Source organism: Catellatospora sp. NPDC049133, from assembly GCF_040648455.1.
GTDB lineage: Bacteria > Actinomycetota > Actinomycetes > Mycobacteriales > Micromonosporaceae > Catellatospora > Catellatospora aurea.
On sequence record NZ_JBEZDT010000045.1, the window covers coordinates 1 to 19,627 of the forward strand.

General features: G+C 68.2%; 17 protein-coding genes. 10 read left to right on the forward strand and 7 right to left on the reverse strand.

Annotated elements, in window-relative coordinates:
• Positions 1-413: 413 nt before the first annotated feature.
• Positions 414-1,343, forward strand: a complete 930-nt coding sequence (locus tag AB0B35_RS36145; RefSeq protein ID WP_361054622.1) for a hypothetical protein — start codon at positions 414-416, stop codon at positions 1,341-1,343.
• Positions 1,344-2,538: 1,195 nt separating this feature from the next.
• The gene (locus tag AB0B35_RS36150; RefSeq protein ID WP_361054625.1) at positions 2,539-3,675 is read left to right on the forward strand and encodes a site-specific integrase; all 1,137 of its coding nucleotides are present in this window, start codon (positions 2,539-2,541) and stop codon (positions 3,673-3,675) included.
• Between the two features lie 41 nt (positions 3,676-3,716).
• On the opposite strand, the gene AB0B35_RS36155 is transcribed toward AB0B35_RS36150, so the two are convergent.
• Positions 3,717-4,889: a Wadjet anti-phage system protein JetD domain-containing protein gene (locus tag AB0B35_RS36155; protein ID WP_361054627.1), complete on the reverse strand. Its 1,173-nt coding sequence runs from the start codon at positions 4,887-4,889 to the stop codon at positions 3,717-3,719.
• Positions 4,890-4,903: 14 nt separating this feature from the next.
• Between AB0B35_RS36155 and AB0B35_RS36160 the strand changes: the two genes are divergently transcribed.
• The 5 genes from AB0B35_RS36160 to AB0B35_RS36180 all read left to right on the forward strand — a co-directional run bounded on the left by AB0B35_RS36160 (position 4,904) and on the right by AB0B35_RS36180 (position 8,957).
• Positions 4,904-5,269, forward strand: a complete 366-nt coding sequence (locus tag AB0B35_RS36160; RefSeq protein WP_361054630.1) for a hypothetical protein — start codon at positions 4,904-4,906, stop codon at positions 5,267-5,269.
• A gap of 244 nt (positions 5,270-5,513) precedes the next feature.
• Positions 5,514-5,732 (forward strand): ferredoxin, encoded by a 219-nt coding sequence (locus AB0B35_RS36165; protein ID WP_361054633.1) that lies wholly within the window; start codon positions 5,514-5,516, stop codon positions 5,730-5,732.
• Positions 5,733-5,788: 56 nt separating this feature from the next.
• Entirely contained in the window at positions 5,789-7,129 is a 1,341-nt protein-coding gene (locus AB0B35_RS36170; protein WP_361054636.1) for an FAD-dependent oxidoreductase, read from the forward strand.
• Between the two features lie 53 nt (positions 7,130-7,182).
• Positions 7,183-8,457, forward strand: a complete 1,275-nt coding sequence (locus AB0B35_RS36175; protein WP_361054639.1) for a cytochrome P450 — start codon at positions 7,183-7,185, stop codon at positions 8,455-8,457.
• Between the two features lie 122 nt (positions 8,458-8,579).
• Positions 8,580-8,957: a zinc-binding dehydrogenase gene (locus AB0B35_RS36180; RefSeq protein ID WP_361054643.1), complete on the forward strand. Its 378-nt coding sequence runs from the start codon at positions 8,580-8,582 to the stop codon at positions 8,955-8,957.
• 55 nt (positions 8,958-9,012) lie between these two features.
• On the opposite strand, the gene AB0B35_RS36185 is transcribed toward AB0B35_RS36180, so the two are convergent.
• The 6 genes from AB0B35_RS36185 to AB0B35_RS36210 are packed head-to-tail and all read right to left on the reverse strand — an operon-like array spanning position 9,013 to position 15,357.
• A complete protein-coding gene (locus AB0B35_RS36185) occupies positions 9,013-9,552 on the reverse strand; it encodes a hypothetical protein (RefSeq protein WP_361054645.1) in 540 nt (179 codons plus the stop codon).
• Between the two features lie 46 nt (positions 9,553-9,598).
• Positions 9,599-11,146 carry a bifunctional 3-(3-hydroxy-phenyl)propionate/3-hydroxycinnamic acid hydroxylase gene (locus AB0B35_RS36190; RefSeq protein WP_361054648.1) on the reverse strand — a complete coding sequence of 516 codons (1,548 nt, stop codon included), beginning with the start codon at positions 11,144-11,146 and terminating at the stop codon, positions 9,599-9,601.
• A 5-nt stretch (positions 11,147-11,151) separates the two neighbouring features.
• On the reverse strand, positions 11,152-11,502 hold the full coding sequence (locus AB0B35_RS36195) for a DoxX family protein (RefSeq protein ID WP_361054651.1): 351 nt from the start codon (positions 11,500-11,502) through the stop codon (positions 11,152-11,154).
• Positions 11,499-13,388, reverse strand: a complete 1,890-nt coding sequence (locus AB0B35_RS36200) for an acyl-CoA synthetase (RefSeq protein WP_361054654.1) — start codon at positions 13,386-13,388, stop codon at positions 11,499-11,501. Before AB0B35_RS36200 ends, AB0B35_RS36195 begins: the two co-directional genes overlap by 4 nt.
• Complete coding sequence (locus AB0B35_RS36205) at positions 13,385-14,323, reverse strand: fumarylacetoacetate hydrolase family protein (RefSeq protein ID WP_361054656.1); 939 nt, start codon at positions 14,321-14,323, stop codon at positions 13,385-13,387. Before AB0B35_RS36205 ends, AB0B35_RS36200 begins: the two co-directional genes overlap by 4 nt.
• The gene (locus AB0B35_RS36210) at positions 14,320-15,357 is read right to left on the reverse strand and encodes a VOC family protein (protein WP_361054658.1); all 1,038 of its coding nucleotides are present in this window, start codon (positions 15,355-15,357) and stop codon (positions 14,320-14,322) included. Before AB0B35_RS36210 ends, AB0B35_RS36205 begins: the two co-directional genes overlap by 4 nt.
• A gap of 222 nt (positions 15,358-15,579) precedes the next feature.
• On the opposite strand from AB0B35_RS36210, the gene AB0B35_RS36215 reads away from it, so the two are divergent.
• The 3 genes from AB0B35_RS36215 to AB0B35_RS36225 all read left to right on the forward strand — a co-directional run bounded on the left by AB0B35_RS36215 (position 15,580) and on the right by AB0B35_RS36225 (position 19,443).
• Positions 15,580-16,245 (forward strand): TetR/AcrR family transcriptional regulator, encoded by a 666-nt coding sequence (locus AB0B35_RS36215; protein ID WP_361054660.1) that lies wholly within the window; start codon positions 15,580-15,582, stop codon positions 16,243-16,245.
• 1,034 nt (positions 16,246-17,279) lie between these two features.
• The gene (locus tag AB0B35_RS36220) at positions 17,280-17,927 is read left to right on the forward strand and encodes an HD domain-containing phosphohydrolase (protein ID WP_361054662.1); all 648 of its coding nucleotides are present in this window, start codon (positions 17,280-17,282) and stop codon (positions 17,925-17,927) included.
• 61 nt (positions 17,928-17,988) lie between these two features.
• Positions 17,989-19,443, forward strand: coding sequence for a GGDEF domain-containing protein (locus tag AB0B35_RS36225; RefSeq protein WP_361054665.1), 1,455 nt, complete (start codon positions 17,989-17,991; stop codon positions 19,441-19,443).
• Positions 19,444-19,627 lie beyond the last annotated feature (184 nt).

Here is a 19,627-nt window from a genome sequence, read left to right on the forward strand (position 1 = left end):
CCATGCACGATGCATCACGTGCGTGACGTGCACAGACGTCTAGTCACCCGTCCTGGGGGTCAAGGGGTCGTCGGTTCGAATCCGGCCAGCCCGACAGGGTAAATATGCAGGTCAGAAGGCTGGTCCCGATCATGGGATCGGCCTTCTTTTGCTCCCGGGGACCAGTTGGTCAAGTGGGCTTGGCTGGAAGCGCATCTTGACCGTTGGTCAAGTAGTGCGGCACGCTTCACGGCTCAGTCAGAGCACCGGCAGTTCGACGACGCGTCGCGAAGTTGGACGGGTCTACGCCCGTCAGGTGACCGACTGCTAAATGGCAGCGTGATCTCCGCCTGTAACGGCACGCGACGCTGGCACGGTTCATGTTCCGTAGACTCCGTTGCCCAGGTGCGGTGATCGGAAACGAGGAGGTAGCGGTGTCGGCAACGTTCAAGATGCAGACTGAATTCGAGCCGGTCGCGGACGATCTGGCAGCGGGACGCCCGTTGTGGTGGACCGTTGGGCCCTCGGGGGAGCTAGCCGTTCTCTTTGTCGATCGACGCCACCTCGAGCATGTTCCCTACATCAAAGGTTGGGTTGGCTGGATTCCCGAGGTCCCGTTCGCCGGCGTACTCGTGATTCGTCATGCTGACGGGTCGGTGCAGCGCCGGACTATCGAAGCCGTGTCCATGCGAACGAGCCACATCGCGCTGCTGCCGGATACCAGCCTCCTGGTCGTGGGAGGTCGCGCCCGACGGGACGAAACGGGTGTGTGGACGCCGAACGCTTTGGTGCTCTCCCCGGAGGGAGAACGGCAGTCTGCTTTTTGCGTCGGCGATGCCATCGACGTGCTTGTGACCGATCGGGGCGGAGCGATCTGGACCGCCTACGGAGATGAGGGTATCTACGGGGATCATCCGCAGTCCGCTGCTGGTCTTGCTGGCTGGAGTGAGCAGGGCCAGGTCCTCTGGACGCCGAGCGGTCGACTGCCCGAGTGGCCGCTGGCAGGCTGCGCCGCTGCCACGGAGGACGATGGGGTGTGGTTGGCGTGGTACTCCAGCGCACGAAGCGAGGGCACCTTCTTGACGCGGATCGAGTCGACGACTGGTGAAGTGACCAGTTGGCGCAGTCCGGTGCCGTCTCCCGACGGTCTAGCGATACGAGGTAACCGGGCGATCTTGACCCGACGGAACCACAACGAGCCATCGACCGAAGTGTTCCGCGCCGAACTGGTCGACGATTCGTGGACCGTTACAGACAGCCAGAGGGTGGCCATGCCGGGTCGCGTCGTGGTGCGGTGTGGCCAAGGCCGTGACGGTCTCCTATGGCTTCGGGCTGGGGATGTGTGGCTTCGCATTGAGGCATAAGCGCCAATGCTCCGCGGCTTCACGGCCTGGTTGTCTAGGGCAGCTGTGGGGTCCAAGCAGCTGGCCAAGATGTACATCCGTGAGCCGATGGTCCTGCCTATGCTCCGACTGGGGACCAGGCGGGGACCACACGTCATGCGTCTCAGTCGAAGACCCGCGCTGAAGCCGCGTCGAATCACGGCATGTATCGCGAGTGACGTGCGTAGGCGGTTGGTCACCCGTCCCTGGGGGTCAAGGGGTCGTCGGTTCGAATCCGGCCAGCCCGACAGTGTGTAACGCCTGGTAGAGGCCCGTTTCCGAGGTTCCGGGAACGGGCTTCGATGTTCTTCGAGACACGGTTTTTTACACGTACGAGCGTACGGTTTTGACGAACCCCGCCCGCGAAACTTGGTGTGTCTCACCTGGCGAAGGCCTCTTTGATCTTGGTTATGGCGTGACGCGTCCTGGGCGGCATTCTCAGATGCGCTGACGGGCAGCGGGAATGCCACGGAAGTCTTCATGATCATGCCTTCGGGACGTGCCGGCGGCCCAGTCCGGGCGTGATCAGAATGAGGGTCGTCTGTAGACAGTGGGGACACGCTCGGGACACATGCCCACGCCGTAACCGCAGGTCTTCGGTGCCGCACAGGCTCGGATGAGATGTGTCGCCGGCCTGGACCGAGGTTCCTAGGATGCGTAGGCGGTGTGGTCTGGGCCTCTGGTGAGACAGCTCGGTCCCCGTGGCAGTCACGCCTCGGGAACCCGTGCTGTGCGCAGGACCGCCGGCCGCGGTCGAGCACACCGCTCATGGACAACTTGACCCATCGGCCCCAGGGCGCCGAAGACGCCGCGCGACTCAGACGGCGGCATAGCCGACCACAGTGACGATCTGCACGATCGGCCTGTAATGGTCTGGCCGGGGGACCGCGCACAGGAACCGAAGGCCGGTTACCCAGCGGTAGGGGGTCACCGGCAGTGCGCATGAGCGGAGTGATGACAGCCGCGCCTCAATAGGACAAGCCCAGCCTGAACGCGGTTCAGGCCAGTGCGCCAAGGACGTGGATGCGCGGGATGGCCAGATCACGCTGAAAGTGGGCGGACGCTACCGGCGGGCACGGCAGATCACTGCTCGGTGACCGACGCGTCATGGCCTGTGCTGTCCAGGGCTCTGGAACCGCCCTGGCCGAGCGCGAACAGCGGAGGTGGAGGTGTTCTGATGGGCAACGAAGTTGACGCGATCGTGCGGGATCCGAAGACGGGTATGTTCGGCTTCCGGCTGGAGATGGGCCGTGGCCGGGACGGGTCGCGGGTGCAGGCACGGCGGTCGGGGTTCGCGACCTTCCATGCCGCGCTGGCCGAGTACCGGCGACTGTGCGCCCAGCGCGACGCCGGCCAGCCGAAGACGCGCATGACTGGTACGGTTCGGGCGCTGTGCGACGCCTGGTTGCAGGCCCGGGAACAGGAACTGGAGCCGAACACGCTTCACAACTACCGGTGGCTGCTCGGGTTGACGTACCCGCACGTGGGCCGGTTGCGGGCATCGCGGCTGAGCGCGCCGACAGTCGAACGGATGTATCGGGCCCTGGAAGTCGAGGGCTACTCGCGGACGACCCTGCGCACTCTGGACCTGGTGTTGTCGAAGGCGTTCTACGAGGAGACCGGGCTCAGCTTGGGCACGCGCAAGCCGCGCCTGTCCGACAAGCTGCGGCCGGTCTGGACCCTCGATGAGGCCCGGACGTTCCTGCGGCATGTCCAGGGCGACCGGCTCTACCCGCTGTGGCGGCTGCTACTGGTGTCAGGGCTACGCCGCGGCGAGCTGTGCGGCCTGAAATGGACCGACCTCAACACCGACCTGGCAACGCTGAAGGTGCGACGGCAGCGAGTGGTCGAAGGCTCGGGCAGCGTGGTGCGGGAGAAGCGACCCAAGTCCGACAACGGCATCCGCACCGTCATGCTGGACAGCATCACGCTCAAGACGCTGACGCACGAGCACAAGAACGCCCGTAGCCCGTACATGTTCACCGGACGCACGAACCGGCCATTGCGGCCGGACAACGTCACCGACCGGTTCAACAAGCTCGCCGCGGCGGCAGGTGTCCGCGCGATCGGGCCGCACCAGATCCGGCACATGCTCGCCTCAAACTTGCTGGACTCCGGCTACGGCATCCATGAAGTGGCCGAACGGCTCGGGCATGATGCGGCCACGCTGATGCGGTATTACACACGGGTCAATGCCGCGCGCCGCGCGCAAGCTGCAGGGGACGCCGCCGCGCTGGTAACCGCAACGTCGTGGGAGAGCGATGCGCTTTGGCAGATCCCGCAGCAGGTTCGGCTGATGAGACAATGCCGCTGAGCCCACGCCGATGGCGGCGTCAACACGGACTGGCAACGACGTCAGGCACGGTCGACTGCAGCCCGCAGAGCCGAGATTCGCACCCGTTCCTGTTCCAGGCGTATGGACCTGCCGAGCGTGTCCTCGACGAGGTCGTCGTAAAGGCGTCGTTCGGCGGTGGTCAGCAGCGGTAGGGGTTGGGTGGTGGGGACGTCCTCCATGGCCCAGTGTTCCCGATGGTCGAGCAGGGTCTCGTGGTCCATGAGCATTGACCGGATGTGCGGGAGGCTTTCGCGGATGAGGCGGAGTATCCGCAGGCCGTGGGTGTCGATGTCGCCCCAGTAGAGCACCTCGCGGTCGCGGAGCCAGACGAGGTGACGCAGCAGGGACACCGCGTATCCGCCGCCGAGGATGACCACCGCCTCGTCGACGTGGGGAAAAGCGAGGTAGGTGGTCTCGTTCTCGACGACGAACACGCGGCGATAGGGCGGCGGTTGGGAGGCCAGTTCGTCGACTCGGACGGTGATCTCGGAGAACGGTCCACCGTGAGAGGGGTCCAGGTAGCGCAGCCGCGCGTAGCTGGGTTTGCGCCGGAGCCGGTAGCGGCCGACGAAGTCGCTCGGCGGCCGAGTGCGGTCGATGCGGTCGTCGGGCAGGTACGCATCCAGTAGATCGCACAACACCGTGCGGTTGGCTTCGAAGAACTTCGTGTCGACGCCGGGGACGTCGACCTGCCGCAGGTAGAGGTCCGGGGAGCCGTGGGCGGCCAGCCAGGTGACGGTGTTGATCAGCTGCGGCCACCGGTGTTCGTTGTCCAGCACCCGGTGCGGGTGCGCCGACATCCGTGCCACGAGCGGGGCAGCCGTCTGGACAGTGAAGTCGAGCAGTTCCCGGAAACGCTGCACCTGAGCTGCGACGCCGAGTAGCGCCCAGGCTTGTTCTGGGGTGTCGATCCAGGCCTTTTCGGGGAGCTGGTTGGTGCCGATGCTGCGTCCGCCGACGGTCTTGTACTGGATCCGGAGCCGGCGGGGGTCGGCCTTGGCCCACTTCGTCACCCAGTCCTGCGCTCTGCCGAAGTCCGAACCGATTTCACTCAGAGACGGTCCGCGTACCGGTATGCCGACCGGCTCCCAGACGGCGCCGTCGGCGACCTGGCGCAGCAGCTCGCCTCGGGTCCAGCGTCGGCGCAGCGCGGCGACGATGTCGGCTTCGGTCGTCCAGTCGCGGCTGCTCACGCGACCTGCTCGACGTGCTGGGCCCGCTGGTGGGCGACGCGTCGGGCGTGGTACTCCTCGATGGTCAGGCTCTGCAGGCGGGAGCTGGCGCCGTCGTGGTTGTCGACGAACCGGATCTTCTGCGGCGGTGTGACGATGAGCTGCTGCAGACCGAGTCGTGCGAACAGCTTGAGAGCGAATCGTGCGGATTCCTCCGAGCCGCGCCCGAATGCTTCGTCGATGACGACGAACCGGAAGGTGTCGTCACCTGCCGGGCCGGTGTCGAGGCGGTACTGGTCCTGGGCCCATTCGGCAGATCAAGGTACAGCTACGTCATCGTGATGGTCGGCCCGGTCGACAAAGCGGAGCGCTTCGCAGAGCTACCTTCACCGGTTGTCTGATGACGCAAACTGAGCTTCCCCGGCCCTGTCAGAGTCGGCTTGATCATCGCAAAGCTGCTTCTGCGACCGGATCTGGTGACACACTTTAAGGAGGCCAGCTGTATGCCGGCGGCCCCCTTCGTGTCGAGCGGTCGACACAGGCGCGTAGGCCGCCGCTTCGAGGTTCCTGCGTTCCCGGACCTGCGGAACCTGCCGCCGAGGTCGGTAGCCGGTTTCTCCGGTGGCGGGATGGAGGTGTGCCGTCATGCGGATCGTCGTGGATTTGAATCGATGCCAGGGATACGCCCAATGCGTTTTCCTGGCCCCCGAAGTCTTCCGATTGAACGGCGAGGAGGCGCTTGCCTACGAGCCGAACCCCGATGACGGGCGGCGTCTGCAGGTCGAGCGTGCCGCTGCCGCGTGCCCGGTCCAGGCGATCGTCGTCGAGCGACTGGCTGCTGCCGAGCGGAGTGTGGCCTCATGACCTTGACGGCAACGCTCGCAGAGCTGGTGCGGGATTTCAGAGCCAACGGTCGGATCGTGATCGTCGGTGCCTCCCTGGCGGGGCTGAGGGGCGCTGAAGCGCTGCGCGCCGAGGGCTTCACCGGGCCTCTGACCATCATCGGGGACGAGCCGTATGAGCCCTACGACCGCCCTCCGCTGTCCAAGCAGGTCCTCAAGGGCTGGGTGCCGGCCGACCACACCGCGCTGCCCCGCCTGCGGGCACTGGACGCGCAGTGGCGGCTTGGGGTGGCCGCCACCGGCCTGGACCGGGCCACCAAGCACGTGCTGCTGGCCGACGGCGAGCAGGTCCCGTACGACCGGTTGCTGATCGCTACGGGCACCCGCGCGCGACCGTGGCCCAACCCGGCCGAGGCTGCGTTGGAGGCCGTGTACACGCTGCGCTCGCGTGACGACGCCGCGGGGCTGCAGCAGGCGCTGGCGGCGCGGCCCTCGCGGGTCCTGGTCATCGGCGCCGGGTTCATCGGCTCGGAAGCGGCCTCCGTCTGCCGGGACCTCGACATCCCGGTGACCGTCGCCGAGCGGGGCTCCGCGCCCCTGGTCGGCGCGCTCGGCGGGGTGATCGGTGAGATCGCCGCGCAGATGCAGCGCGATCATGGCGTGGACCTGCGCTGCGGGGTGGGCGTGTCGTCGCTGGAGGGCGACGCGGGCGGCCACGTGCGCCGTGCTCACCTGTCGGACGGGACTACCGTCGAAGCTGACGTGGTACTGGCCTCGCTCGGGTCGATCCGCAACGTGGAATGGCTGGAGGGCTCCGGGCTGGCGGCTGGCTTCTGGGGCGTGGGCTGCGACGCCGGCGGTCGCGCCTTCGACATCAACGGCGTCGCGACCGACAGCGTCTACGTGGCAGGGGACGTGGCGAGAGCGCCTCACGTGCTGTACGAGTACCAGTTTCTCGCGATGGAGCACTGGGACAACGCCGTCCTCGGCGCGCAGGCGGCGGCACACAACATGGTGAACCTCGAGCCCCACTACCGCCCGAATCTGCTCCTGCCGGGCTTCTGGTCCGGCCAGTTCGGCGTCAACATCAAGTCCGTCGGCGTGCCGCCGTTCGGCGACGAGATCGTCTTCACGCAGGGGTCGGTCAAGGACCGCCGCTTCGCTGCCGCCTACGGCCGTCGGGGCCGCATCGTCGCCGCCGTCACCTTCAACCACGGCAGGTGGCTTGAGTATTACGGGAGGCTGATCCAGGAGTCGGCTCCGTTCCCGCCACCGCCTCCCGGTTGGGACCGGCCCGACGACATGCAGCCGATGCCGGCCGACTTTCCGGAACCGGGCGTCCCGACGGCGGTACCCGACGTCGTGCTGACCGGCCACGACCCCAACGAGCGCAGGGCCGAGTTCCGGCCCCGGCGCTGACTGCCTGCCGGGGCCGAGCGTGTAACCGGACAGGGCAAGGAAGAAGGAACATCATGGCCGAGGAAACGCCCTGGCAGCAGGCCCTGCGCCATGCCAACCGAGCCAATCCGTATCCGTTCTACGCCGAGCTGCGTAAGACGCCGGTGGCGCGGCAGCCGGACGGCACGTACGTCGTCAGCACCTACCGGGAGATCGTCCAGCTGCTTCACGACAACAGGGTCAGTTCTGATCCCAGGAACCTGCCTGTCCCGGTCGCGGCCCCGGCCGAGGGTCCGGTGGAGTCGGGGGCCGAGCCGATCACGGAGGCGGTCATCTCCTTGGAGCCGAACATCATCACCTGCGATCCCCCCGAGCATGATCGAGACCGCCGGATGATGACGCCGCACTTCTTCGGCCCGCCCCATGCGCCCCACCTGATCGTGGACCTGGAGCCCGAGATCCGTCGCATCGTCGACGGGCTTCTGGACAACATGAAGGGCAAGACCCGGATCGACGCCGTCGACGACTTCGCCTACCCCCTGCCGGTGACCGTTATCTGCAAGGTCCTCGGCGTGCCGTTGGAAGACGAGCCGCGCTTCCACGGCTGGATCGAGACGGCCCTGGACGCCTTGGACTTCGGCCCGGAGGCCGGCTCTGAGCAGATGGTCAGCCGGCTGGAAGGGGCTCGCCAGGCCGTGAAGGACTTCGAGCAGTTCGCAGCCGAGCTGCTTGACCGGTACGCCAAGCAGCCCGGCCCCGGGATGCTGTCGGCGATGGTGAACGACGACGGCGCCGAGGGGCGGATGTCCAAGGGCGTGCTGGCAAGCAATGCCCTGCTCCTGATCTTCGCCGGGCATGAGACCACGGTCAACCTCATCGCCCACAGCGTGCTGACCCTGCTGCGCCACCCCGACGCGCTGGAGAAGCTGCGCCGCCGGCCTGAGCTGATCGTGCCCGGTGTCGAGGAGCTGCTGCGCTTCGAGTCGTCGGTCCAGTTCTGGCACACCCGCTCCGCCCTCGAAGACATCGAGATCGCGGGCACCACCATCCCCAAGGGCGCGCCGATCTTCCTGGCGTACGGCTCGGCCAACCGCGACCCGCAGCGGTTCGCCAACCCCGACCAGCTCGACCTCGAACGCCCGGACAACGAGCACCTCGGCTTCAGCCAGGGCATCCACTACTGCTTCGGTGCTCCGCTGGCGCGGCTGGAGGTCCAGGTGGCGGTCAGCGAGTTCGTCCGCCGCGTGCAGAATCCGCGTCTGGTCGCCGACCCGCCGCCGTACCGCCACAACCAGATCTTCCGTGGACCTCGCCACCTCCTGGTCGACATCGACGGGATCCGGGACTGACCGCGCAAGCGGGTGAGAACCGTGCAGGCCTTCCGGCTGGTGGAACCGCAGAAACCGGCGCAGCTGCGCGAGGTGCCGCTGCCCGAGCCGGGGGCCGGGCAGGTCCTGATCAAGAGGCGCTGATGTCGGGCGACGAGGCGGTCACGCGTGTCAAGGACATGACCGGCGGGCAAGGCGCCCAGCTCGTGCTGGACATGGTCGGCGTGGATGCGACGCTGCGGATGGCTGCCGAGATGGCGCGGGTGCTCGGGCACCTGACGATCGTCGGTCTGGGCGGGGGAGCGCTGCCGGTCGGCTTCCTCAGCCCGCCACACGAGTGTTCGGTCTCCTCGCCCTACTGGGGCTACATCACCGAGCTGATGGAAGTGGTGAGCCTGGCAGGGGCAGGGAAGATCCGGACGCTGGTCGAGTACTTTCCCCTGGAGCGGGCCGACGAGGCGTACCGGCTCCTCCACGAGGGCAAGATCCAGGGACGTGCGGTCATCACGCCCCATACGTGAGCGCCGCAGCGCAGCGACCGGGAACTGCTCCGTGGTGTCGGCGGTGCGCTGTCGGCTACACCCGGCGTTGCCAGAGCGTGAGCCAGGCTGTGGCGTTGAGCGTGAGGAGCACCGTGCCCAGGCCCCACGCCGTCCAGTCGAGCGGCGTCTGCAGGTACGGCCACGCCACGTAGAGACAACCCAGCGAGATGCCGGGAAAGACCAGACCGGTGACCACACTGGGCAGCAGTCTGCGCAGCACTCCCCGGTCCTGCAGCAGATGGGCCTCGTACTGGAACAGGCGCCGGTCGCCGACGTACTGGGCCACGAGCGGGGCCAGTTGATCGCGGATGTAGCGCGCGATGGTGGTCACGTCACGTGCGGCGTCATATGCGAGCAGGCCCAGCGCGCCCGAGATCATCGGCAGCAACAGCAGCAGCCGTATGTCCGCTTTCTGGGCGATGACGATACCGGCGATACCGGCGATCGCGGTCAGGTTGAGATTGATGATGGTGCTCTGCGCCCCGAGTTTGTGCAACAGTTCGGCTCGTAGCGCTGAGTACTCCGCCAGGACCGAGTCCGCAGCCTTGCCGACGTTCATGTCGGGTGCGTCCACGCGTTCTCCCTCGGCGCCGCCCCCGGCGCGATAGCGGCAAACGACATCATTTTATGGCGAAGGTGCCCTTAACCCCGGGAGTTGCGTGCTTGCCCGCGTGCTTCGCTTTCACGAGCAGGCGCAGGTGCGCCACGAGCGCCGAAAGGCTGCGTCCTGCGCTCAGCACCGTGCCGTCGGGCCGTACCAGCACTGCCTGCGCCCGCCCGCGGACGAGCCAGCGGTGCAGCTGGCTGCCCGGTCGTGCGTGAACGATGACCGCTCCGGTGTCCGCGACGTCGGCCTGCTGGGCGGCGGACGGTTCGGCGGACGTGATGAGGGCGAACCGTCCTGCGGCCACGTCGTCGTAGCGCCTGCCGTCGTCGAGCAGTGCGTTGGGGCACAGCCGTCCCGGCAGTCCGCGGCGTAGCTGCGCACGCACGACCAGCGCCGAGCGCGACAGCGCAGGAGTCTGGCTGTCGGCGATCAGGCTTGTGACTACCGGCAGTATCCGCAGCCACGGCAGGGCGGCGCGGCGGACGAGCCGGTGCAGCGCGCCGCCGGTCATCAAGACACCGATCAGCTTCGCCAGCTTGATCATCGAACGGACATGCGGGGCGCGTTCGACCTGGTAGGTGTGGAGCACCACGTCGGGCAGGGATCCCTCGAGCACGCCGGCGAGTTTCCAGGCGAGGTTCATCGCGTCGCGCAGTCCTGCCGCCATGCCCTGGCCGACGAACGGCGGGGTGAGGTGGGCCGCGTCGCCGAGCAGGAAGATGCGCCCGTCACGCCACCTGTCGGCGACCTGCGCACGGAACGTGTACTCGGCGGCGCGGAGAATCTGCAGCCGCTCGACCGGCAGTTCGCCGGTCCATCGGGCTATCAGCGGGTGCAGGGCGGTGATGTGCCGGTAGTCGTCGGCGGTCTCGCCGGGTGCCAGCTGGAACTCCCAGCGGTGGCGGTTGGTCGCGACGCGCATGTAGGTCGCGGCCCGCTTCGGGTCGCAGACCTGGTGGACTCCGTCCCAGTCGCCGAGGTCGGCGTCGGTGGCCACGTCGACGACGAGCCACCGTTGCGTGAACTTGAGGTCGGTCATGGTGGCGCCGATGGCGGTGCGCGTCTGGCTGTTGGCACCGTCGCAGCCCAGGACGTATCGGGCGCGCACCGTGTGGTGTTGGCCGGTGGCCAGGTCGGTGAAGTCGACCAGCACGCCGTCCCGGTCCGGTGTGATTCCGGTGACTTCGGCGTCGCCGCGAACGGTGACGGTGCGGTGCCGCGAGAGGTTGTCGCGCAGTAGGGCCTCCAGTTCCGGCTGGTCGAACATGCTGCCCTCGGGGAAGCCGTGCCTGCCCTGGGGATGGCGCCGGAACTCGGCCAGAACCCGCAGGTTGCGGTCGAGCAGCCGCAGCCCGCGGTGTGGGCGGGAGGCGGCTGCGAACTGCTCGCGCAGCCCGAGGCGGGCGATGATGCGGTGGACCTCGTCGTCGACGGCGACGGCGCGCGGCTGCGGATAGACGCAGTTCCATCGTTCGAGAAGCAGGCACTCCACGCCGTACTGGGCGAGCAGTGTGGCGGCGGTCAGCCCGGTGGGGCCGGCCCCGACTATCACTACGGGCACGGTCGTCATGCTGATCCCAGAAGTACGAGGTAGACGGCGACGAGGGCGGCGCAGACCAGGGCCGGGGCGTACTTGCGGGGCCCGTCGCCTTTGCGCACGTGCACGACGACGGCTCCGCCGAGCAGGAGCAGCAGACCGACGCCGGCGGACGCGCCGATCAGCGGCTGGAGCAGGCCGAGCAGCAGCCCGAGGGCTGCGGCGACCTCGAGCAGCCCGATGCGGCGGTAGGCGGCGGTGGAGAAACCGGCCTCGGCGGCCAGTTCACGCATTGCCGGCACGGCCTTGATCTTCGCGCCGCCCAGTGCGGCGAAGATCAAGGCGAGCAGTACCGCGAGGACGATGGTGGCCAGTGTCATGGGTTTACCTCCGTGCGCCAGGCGATGGCGTAGCGGTCCAGGACCGCTTTGACGGCCGCCTGGTGAGCCGTCGTCTGGACGGTGATGGTCGCGACGAGGCCGCTGCCCTCGACCGCGATGTCGATGTGCTGTACGCCGGCGATGTCGCGCAGCGCGGCGTCGAGTTCGGCGCGGGCGGCGTCCACGCGCAGCGCGGGCCGGTAGAGCTTGCCCACCGCCGTGACGGGCAGCTCGTCGAGGACGGTGACCGTCTTCGGCGCGGCGGCAGGGTCGGGCACGCGATCGCGGGCCCAGTCGCGCAGCTGCTGGCCGGTCACCGTGGCACCGGCAGCAAGGGTGACGTAGGCGACGGGCACCTCACCGGCATGCAGATCCGGGCGCCCCACCGCGCTCGCGGCGGTGACCTGTGGATGGGCCAGCAGCGTGGCCTCGATGATCGCCGGGTCGATGTTGTGCCCGCCGCGGATGATGAGGTCTTTGGCCCGCCCGGCGAGGTGGACGTGGCCGTCGGCGTCGACGTGCCCGAGGTCGCCGGTGTCCAGCCAGCCGTCGACGAGCTTGCCGAGCCCGTCGAGGACGTGGCCGTCGGGGCCGCGGCCGGTGACGTAGCCCGCGAAGACGGTCGGGCCGCTGATCGCAAGCACGCCGGTGGTCCCGGCCGGCAGGTCCCGCCACGTCCCGTCGGCGGCCACGGCGATCGCCTTGATCTGCTGGTAGGGCAGGCGCTGCCCGACCGAGCCGGGACGTGGCGTCTCGGGGAAGGTCCGCGCGCTGGCGCAGGTCGCCTCGGTCAGCCCGTAGCCCTCGACCAGCGCGCTGCCGGTGTGCCTCTTGAATTCTTCGCGGATGGCTGTAGGCAGCGGCGACGCGCCGACCAGGGGGTGGCGCAGGCTGGTGATGACGGCGTCGACCGGGTACTTGGTCAACGTCGCGTACACCGTGGGGACCGCGCTCATGGCGGCGATGCGGTAATGCTCGACCATCCTCCAGAACACCTGGTAGAGGTCGGGGTCGCGGTAGCCCAGCGGGCCGGCCCACACCACATGCTGTCCCTTGAACAGCGGCGTCAGCAGCGTGACCACGAGTGCGTTGACGTGGAACAGCGGAAGGCCGGCGAAGACCACGGTCTGCTCGTCGAACATGGAGCCGGCGGCCAGCATCCACGCGTCGGCGACCTCGTTGGTGTGGGTGTGCGCGGCCAACTTCGGCGCGCCCGTCGTGCCGCCGGTGTGGAAGATAGCGGCCAGATCACCGGGGGAGGGCAGGTCGCCGACGAAAACCGACGGGTCGGCGGCGGCGGCCAGTTCGGCGAGGTACCCGACGCGCACGCCGTCGAGCTGCGGCAGCGGCTGCAACTCGCCCGCCGGGGCGGTCGGCGCCAGCACGAGCACGGTGTCGACCAGGCCGTCGCGGGCCAGGGCCTGCGCGGTTTCCCAGGTCCCCGGCGCGAGGTCAGGCCCCGCCGTGACGAGCACCCGCGCGCCGCAGCGCCGCAGCAGCTCGCCGAGATGCTGCCGCGACAGGCCGGCACCCAGCGGCGTGGCGATCCCCGCGAGCTGCGCGGCCAGCGTCACGGTGATCAGCTCGGCGCAGTTGGGTGACATCAGCGCCACCGCGTCACCGCGCCGTACCCCGAGCTCGTGCAGCAGGTTGGCGTACTGGTGGACGTCGGCCAGCAGCTGGGCGAAGGTCCGCTGCCGCGGCTCGCGCCACCGCGCACCGGAGGGCAGCACGCTGAGCGCGGTACGGTCGGGCCAGCGCTGGGCCGCTCGTGACAGCAGCGCGTAGGTCGACTCCGGCAGGCCGCGACTCTCCAGGGGCACGGCCTCGATCGCGGCGAGGTCGGCAGGGGTGGCGTAGCGCGGCCACAGCGCCTGTTCGGTCATGACGCGTCCCGCACGATGGTGCGCTGGGCCCCGAGGTCGATCGTGCCGTCGTCGGTGGCGATCGCGGCCTCGACGACGTCGCCGTCCTTGAGGTACCTGGGGTTGCGGGCCTGCCCCTGGAAGAACAGCTTCCATCGCGTCGCCGGGGGCAGCAGCGAGGCGATGAACTGGACGGGCTTGGGCGGGGCGCTCAGCGCCGTGCCGACGGGTGTGCCGGTCAGCACCAGGTCGCCGGGCTCGAGCCGCTGGAACCGGGTCAGCGCCTGCAGTGCCCGGACCGGCTGGTAGATCATGTCGGCGGCGGTCATGTCCTGCCGGAGCTCGCCGTTGACCCGCAGCCGGAGCCGCAGGTCGGTGAAGCGCTTGAGCTCGTCGGCGTCGAGCAGCACTAGGGCCGGGCCGACCGGGGTGAAGGTGGGGTAGGACTTGGCCTCGTAGAACTGGGTCTGCGGCAGCTGGACGTCACGCGCGGAGACGTCGTTGGTGACGACCAGCCCGGCGACATAGTCGGCGAGGTTGTCGTCGGTGATGCTCGTGCCGACCGGCATCGGACGGCCGATGACCAGGCCGATCTCGACCTCGTAGTCCAGCAGCCGCACGTGGGCGGGCCGGACCACGTCGTCGTACGGGCCGCTGATCGACCCGGACGCCTTGCGGAAGAACGTCAGCGGGACGGTGCCGGGGTCGCCCCCGGTGTCGGTCACGTGCGAGGCGTAGTTGGTCATCTGCGCCACGACCCGGCACGGCGCCGTCACCGGCGACACGAGGGTGAGCGTGTCGACCGGGACGGTGTCGGTGCTGGCGGACGCCGCGGCGATGGCCAGGCCGTCGGCCAGCAGCTCGCCGGTGGTGGTCGCGTCGGTGGCGACCTTGGCCGCACCGGTGGGCGTGACGGCCCACCAGGCGTCGGCGGTACGCAGGATGCTGATGCTCATGTGTTTGCCACTTTCAAGAGGCCGCGAAGGCGTTGCAGGTCGAACTCGTTGTCCTCGGCCAGTGCGGCGGCGACCGCGCGCAGCTCCCGAAGTGCTTGCCAGCCTGGTGTGATGCCGAGGAAATCGCTGGTGGCGGGCGGACCCCACTGGGCCAGACCGGAGGCGGTCATCGGCGCCCACCCGGGCTCCAGGGTGCAGTCGAACAGGTCGCCGTCGCTGAAGTGCTCGACCAGGAAGCCGTCAGGGTCGCGCCAGTAGTCGAACAGCTGGCTGCCCTGGATATGCCGGCCGATCCCCCAGGAGCGCCGGTAGCCGCGCTCGCGCAGGTACTCACCACCCGCGGCCAGCGCGTCGAGGTCGGCGACCTGGTAGGCCGAGTGCACGTATCTGTCGGCCGGGCCCAGGGCCAGCGCGAGAGTGTGGTGGTCGGTGGGCATGGCGCCGCGGTCGCAGCGGATGAAGCTCATCACCGGCCCGCGCTGGCGCTGCCCGTGGTAGTAGAGGAAGTCGCTGACGATCAGGCCGAGGTGCTCCAGGTACCAGTCGAGCGTCTGCACGTATTTCGTCGACTGCAGCACGACGTGGCCGAGCCGCTGCACCCTGGCCGGTTCCCGCGGTGGCCGCTGCGTGGCATTGAGCCGCACCGGGTCGTGCCCGACGTTCATTGGAAGCGGCCGCTGAGCGGGCAGCGCCGGCAGCTCGTGTGTGTCCGTTACGACCTGGACCCGTATACCGTTCGGGTCGGCCAGGTCCACGCTCACGCCGCCAAGGCTTTCCGGCAGCGCGGCGACGGTGGCGCCGGTGGCGTCGGCAAGGCGCAGCACGTCGCGAGGGTCGGCCGCCTGGAAGGCCGGGCCGATGAACCGGGAGCGGGCGCCGCGGCGGATCAGCACGCATGGCGCGCCCGGATCCGTGCCGCGCAGATGCAGCTCCTGCTGCGTGCGCAGCGACGTCGTGAAGCCGAACGCATGGGCGAAGAGCTCAGCCCGCTCCAGATCCGGCTTGTGGAACTCGAGCCATGCCAGGTCGTGCACCTTGACGATCGGCTGACGCGCCCGGCCCGGGTGCTCGTCGGGCAGTGCGCCGTGCTCGCTGTGCACACCCGCATGCGGTTCATGCATTGTCGACGCCCTCCTCGATTCTCTTGATGAAATCATCATCCACGAGGATACTGTCAGTCAAGAGGAACTGAGGGTTTCATCATCGCTGACTTGTGCCGCTAACATTGATGACCTACGACCGTGAGGTGAGTAGTCATGGCTCAACGCAGCACGGACGCCCCGAGCCGGCAGGAAAGGCGCAAGGCCCGCACGCGGGCGGCGCTGATGCAGGCCGCCCAGTCCGTCATCGCAGCCGGCCGGTTGAACGCGCCCATTCTCGAGATCACGCAGGCGGCCGATGTGGGGATGGGGTCCTTCTACAACCACTTCGACAGCAGAGAGCAGCTTTTCCAGGCAGCGCTTGAGGATGCCCTGGAGCGCCACGCAATCAGGTTCGACGAGCTGAGTGCCGGCCTGGACGACCCGGCCCACGCCTTCGCGCAGAGCTTCCGGCTGACCGGGCGCATCCACCGCCGAGAACCCGCGCTTAGCCAGCTCATGCTCACCTACGGGCTGGCCATGGCCGCCGTGGACAAAGGCCTTGCACGCCGTGCCCGCCGCGACATCGATCACGCCGTGCGTGCCGGCCGCTTCAGCGTGCGTGACACTGATCTGGCCATGGTCATGGTCGTCGGCGCGGGTCTGTGCCTCGGCCGCCTGCTACGCGACCAGCCCGAACGCGACAGCGATGCATCAACCGACCACGTCGCACAGGTTGTGCTGCGCATGTTGGGAATGCCAGACAACGACGCGAGTGAAATATGCCAGTATCCGCTACCTTGTCTCGTTGATCGCACACCGCACCCTGAAGGCCATTCATGACGCCGCCGGGCGTCCCGGACCAGGCTCGACTGAGGTAGTGGCCGCCTGGGCTGCCCTAGCGACATGGCCGTCCTGATCTTCACGTGCTCAGCCGGGGCGCCATCGTCACGGCAGTGGATGCCGACGCCGAAACTGGTGACGCCCCTGCGCTCACGACCCCACCGGGCCCCTTCTTCACGCAAGACTAGGCGGTCGCACGCATCAAGGACTGACGCCGCACATGGGCGCGGCTGGTGCTCGATATGTGTCGCGGCTGTCGCCTGAGTGATCCGCCTCATGCGGGAGTCGCTGCCGCCCAGGGCCCGGGTGGGTTTGTCGTCGGGGAGATCTCAGCCCACGCCGCCTGGGGACTCTGTCTGACGTGTGCCTGCGAGTGCGTCGGCCGCGAAGTTCAAGGAACTTTCAGTACAAAGATCGTCGGGTGGCCCCGGACGTCGACTCGCGGCCGGAACCAGGCGGGTCACGCCGCCATGCGATGGGACCCCTCGTCGGTCGTCGCTGCGTCCGGGCGAGACGGGCTCCACGGCAGGTTGGCCTCGCCCAGCTCGCCGGCCGTCTCGTGGATGCGGTCACGTACCGGATCGCGTCCAGGCACTCGGTGAGCTACCGAATCCGTCCTCCTGGGTGTCTTCTCGTGCGCACACAGCTGTTCAGTTGTTCCTTCTCGTGCCCGCGCCCTGCCAGGCCGGTTCCACCTACTCCGGTTCGCCGCGGCACCCGCCTGGTGCACGCGCAGGGGTCCGTGGCGGCTCACGTCGGAATTCATCTCACTTTTGGCATTTTTTGCAAAAGCAGTTGGCCGTTAACACCCAAATCTGATAATTTCGTCAGTAGAGATAGAAACATCAGGACGGTCGCGGATCCGCTGGAGAGGCGAGTACGTCTCGCGTGAGGCTTCGTCGCTGGAGAAGACCGGCGTGTACGTCTCACTTGTCCGGCTTGGGAAAATCATCCGTTTTCCAAACCGGCCCGCGAACTGTTGTCCGGCACTCTTTGCGTCTTCGCAGGAGATAACCAACATGGGGGAAGTTGCAATGATCGCGCTGGCTGGACCGCTCGACACGATGCCGGTCGTCGACGTCGAAAGCGAGCTGCCGCCGCAGCTCTTGTGGCTGGCCGACAAGATCGATACCGTGCTGGGTGAGCGGGAGCACGCTGTTGCAGTCGCCCGGTGGGCGGCGCGGACCGCCGCACGCATGGGCCTTGGTCGTCAGGCGCAGTTGCGCACTGCAGCGGCGGCACGCCTGCACGACATCGGCAAGATCTGCATTGACGGGTCGCTGCTGGCGAAGCCCGGTCGGCTCACCGCGGCGGAGTGGGCGGAGATGCGCCGCCACCCGGAGGAAGGGGCGCGCCTGCTCGCCCAGTTGGCGGACCGGCCGGATCTGGCGCCGCTGGTCGCCGCCCATCATGAGCGGTACGACGGGGGCGGCTACCCGTGCGGCCTTGCCGGCGCAGAAATCCCGATCGAGGCGCGGATCATCTCGGTGTGCGACGCCTGGGCCACCATGCGCGTTGATCGGCCCTATGCCCGGGCGCTGGGGGTCACCCAGGCGCGTGAAGAGCTCGAGTCCGGACGGGGCACCCAGTTCGATCCGGCGGTGGTCGACGCCTTCCTCCACCTGGCCGAAGAGGGCGTCATCGACGGGCCTGCGCTGCTGCCTGTGCACGAGGCCCGATAGCAGGCGAACTGCAGCCGCTGGCAGCGCCATGCTGCCCGACAGACGGAGGGGGACCGGTGACATGGCCGGAACGGCAGGACTCGTCGACGAGGTGGCGCAGGCTATGCGTGTCTGCGACTCCGTGATTCGTGCGTGCAATGCGGTGGCGGCTGCGGTGAGCGCCCGTTCGGGCGTGTCAGTGGATGTGCTGCTGACCAACGCCAATCATCTGTACCTGGTCGCATGCAGTGGTGTCTGGCGGGCGCCGCGAGCGGTGCAGGTGAACTATGGCATCGCCGGACGTGTGCTGAGCACGGGTCATACGGCCGCGCTTGCCGATGCGTTGATTGAATACGCCAGTCTGTATGGGGGCCGGGGGATCGGTTCGGTGATCTCCGCTCCGGTGCAGGCCGGGTGCCAGCCCACGATCGGTGTGGTCAACGTCGAGTTCGACGGCGTGCTTGCGGATCTTGAGGACTGGAAGGCGGTGCTGGCGAAGATCGGTGTGCTGCTCGGCAGGCGTATCCATCAGCTCGGCGGGCCGTCCGACGAGAGCGCGCCGCAATGGCTGCTGCGTCACACGCTGAGCCTCGCCGCCGCGGACGATCCGGCCGAGCTGGCAGCACGATACTGCCGCGCAGCGGTGGATCTGTCCGGGCTGCGGTGCGCGGCCCTGGTCGTCCGCAGGGCCGACGAGTTCGCCGAGTGGATCGGTCCGCCGCTCGTCGTCATGGGGGACTACTGTGCGTCGGGGTCGCGGCGCCTTGTCGATGCCGTCAGCGCATTACCACCGCAGAGCCTGTCCAGGCTGGTGGACGCGGCATGTCAACACCAGGCGTCGCACTCGAGGGGCGATCGGAGCGTTCTCGACACTCGCGGATTCGAACCGCTCATGGATGCCGGTGTGCGTACCCTGATCGCGGCCTCCGTGCATACAGGGAGGGAGCGCCTCGATTTCGACGCGGCGATTCTGGTCATGGACGAGCTTGCCTTTCAGCCGCCCTCGGATACGGCGGTTGTGCTTGAGCTGCTGATGACCAATGCCGCCGTGGTGTACGAGCGCATGTCCACACAGCAGAAACTGCAGACCCTGGCCGAGTTGGACCCGCTCACCGGCCTTCGGAACCGTCGGCCCTTAGCCGGCCGACTGGCTTCGGGTGCTCCGTCGCGCACCGCCATTGTCGCCATGGATATTGATAACTTCAAGGACATCAACGACCTGTGGGGGCATGTCGCCGGAGACCGTGCCCTCACCGAGGTGGCCGACGCCATCCGCCGGGCGCTGCGCGAGGGCGATGAGGTGTTCCGTGTCGGCGGTGATGAGTTCGTCGCCGTGCTGGACGTGCCAGACCAGAACGAGGCCGAACGGGTCGCGCAGCGGATGGCCGCTGCGGTGGCCGATCGCGGGAAGGCGATCAGCGTCGGTGTCGCCCTGCGGCGCCCGGACGAGCCTGTGGAGGTGACCCTGCGCCGCGCCGACGAGGCCTTGTACGCGGCGAAACGGGACAAAAGCGTCTCGGCGATGGTCGCGTCCTGAGGCTTAGTATGCACGCCTCCGGCCAGGTTCGGTGATCCTCGCGGGCTGCTCGGTGGCCTGGCCCGCGAGGATCGTCATGCCGGTAGACGAGCCTGGACGGCCCGCCTACCGTGTGCCGAGGCATGTGCTCGATGGAATCGCGCCTGCTTTCTGCCCCGTTCAGCGGGCGAAGTCGGCGCAATAG

Bases quoted from the DNA above. Each gene is read 5' to 3' on its own strand.
- AB0B35_RS36150 (WP_361054625.1), top strand. From the start codon at position 2,539: ATGGGCAACGAAGTTGACGCGATCGTGCGGGATCCGAAGACGGGTATG.
- AB0B35_RS36165 (WP_361054633.1), top strand. From the start codon at position 5,514: ATGCGGATCGTCGTGGATTTGAATCGATGCCAGGGATACGCCCAATGC.
- AB0B35_RS36175 (WP_361054639.1), top strand. From the start codon at position 7,183: ATGGCCGAGGAAACGCCCTGGCAGCAGGCCCTGCGCCATGCCAACCGA.
- AB0B35_RS36180 (WP_361054643.1), top strand. From the start codon at position 8,580: ATGTCGGGCGACGAGGCGGTCACGCGTGTCAAGGACATGACCGGCGGG.
- AB0B35_RS36195 (WP_361054651.1), bottom strand. From the start codon at position 11,502: ATGACACTGGCCACCATCGTCCTCGCGGTACTGCTCGCCTTGATCTTC.
- AB0B35_RS36200 (WP_361054654.1), bottom strand. From the start codon at position 13,388: ATGACCGAACAGGCGCTGTGGCCGCGCTACGCCACCCCTGCCGACCTC.
- AB0B35_RS36205 (WP_361054656.1), bottom strand. From the start codon at position 14,323: ATGAGCATCAGCATCCTGCGTACCGCCGACGCCTGGTGGGCCGTCACG.
- AB0B35_RS36215 (WP_361054660.1), top strand. From the start codon at position 15,580: ATGGCTCAACGCAGCACGGACGCCCCGAGCCGGCAGGAAAGGCGCAAG.
- AB0B35_RS36220 (WP_361054662.1), top strand. From the start codon at position 17,280: ATGATCGCGCTGGCTGGACCGCTCGACACGATGCCGGTCGTCGACGTC.
- AB0B35_RS36225 (WP_361054665.1), top strand. From the start codon at position 17,989: ATGGCCGGAACGGCAGGACTCGTCGACGAGGTGGCGCAGGCTATGCGT.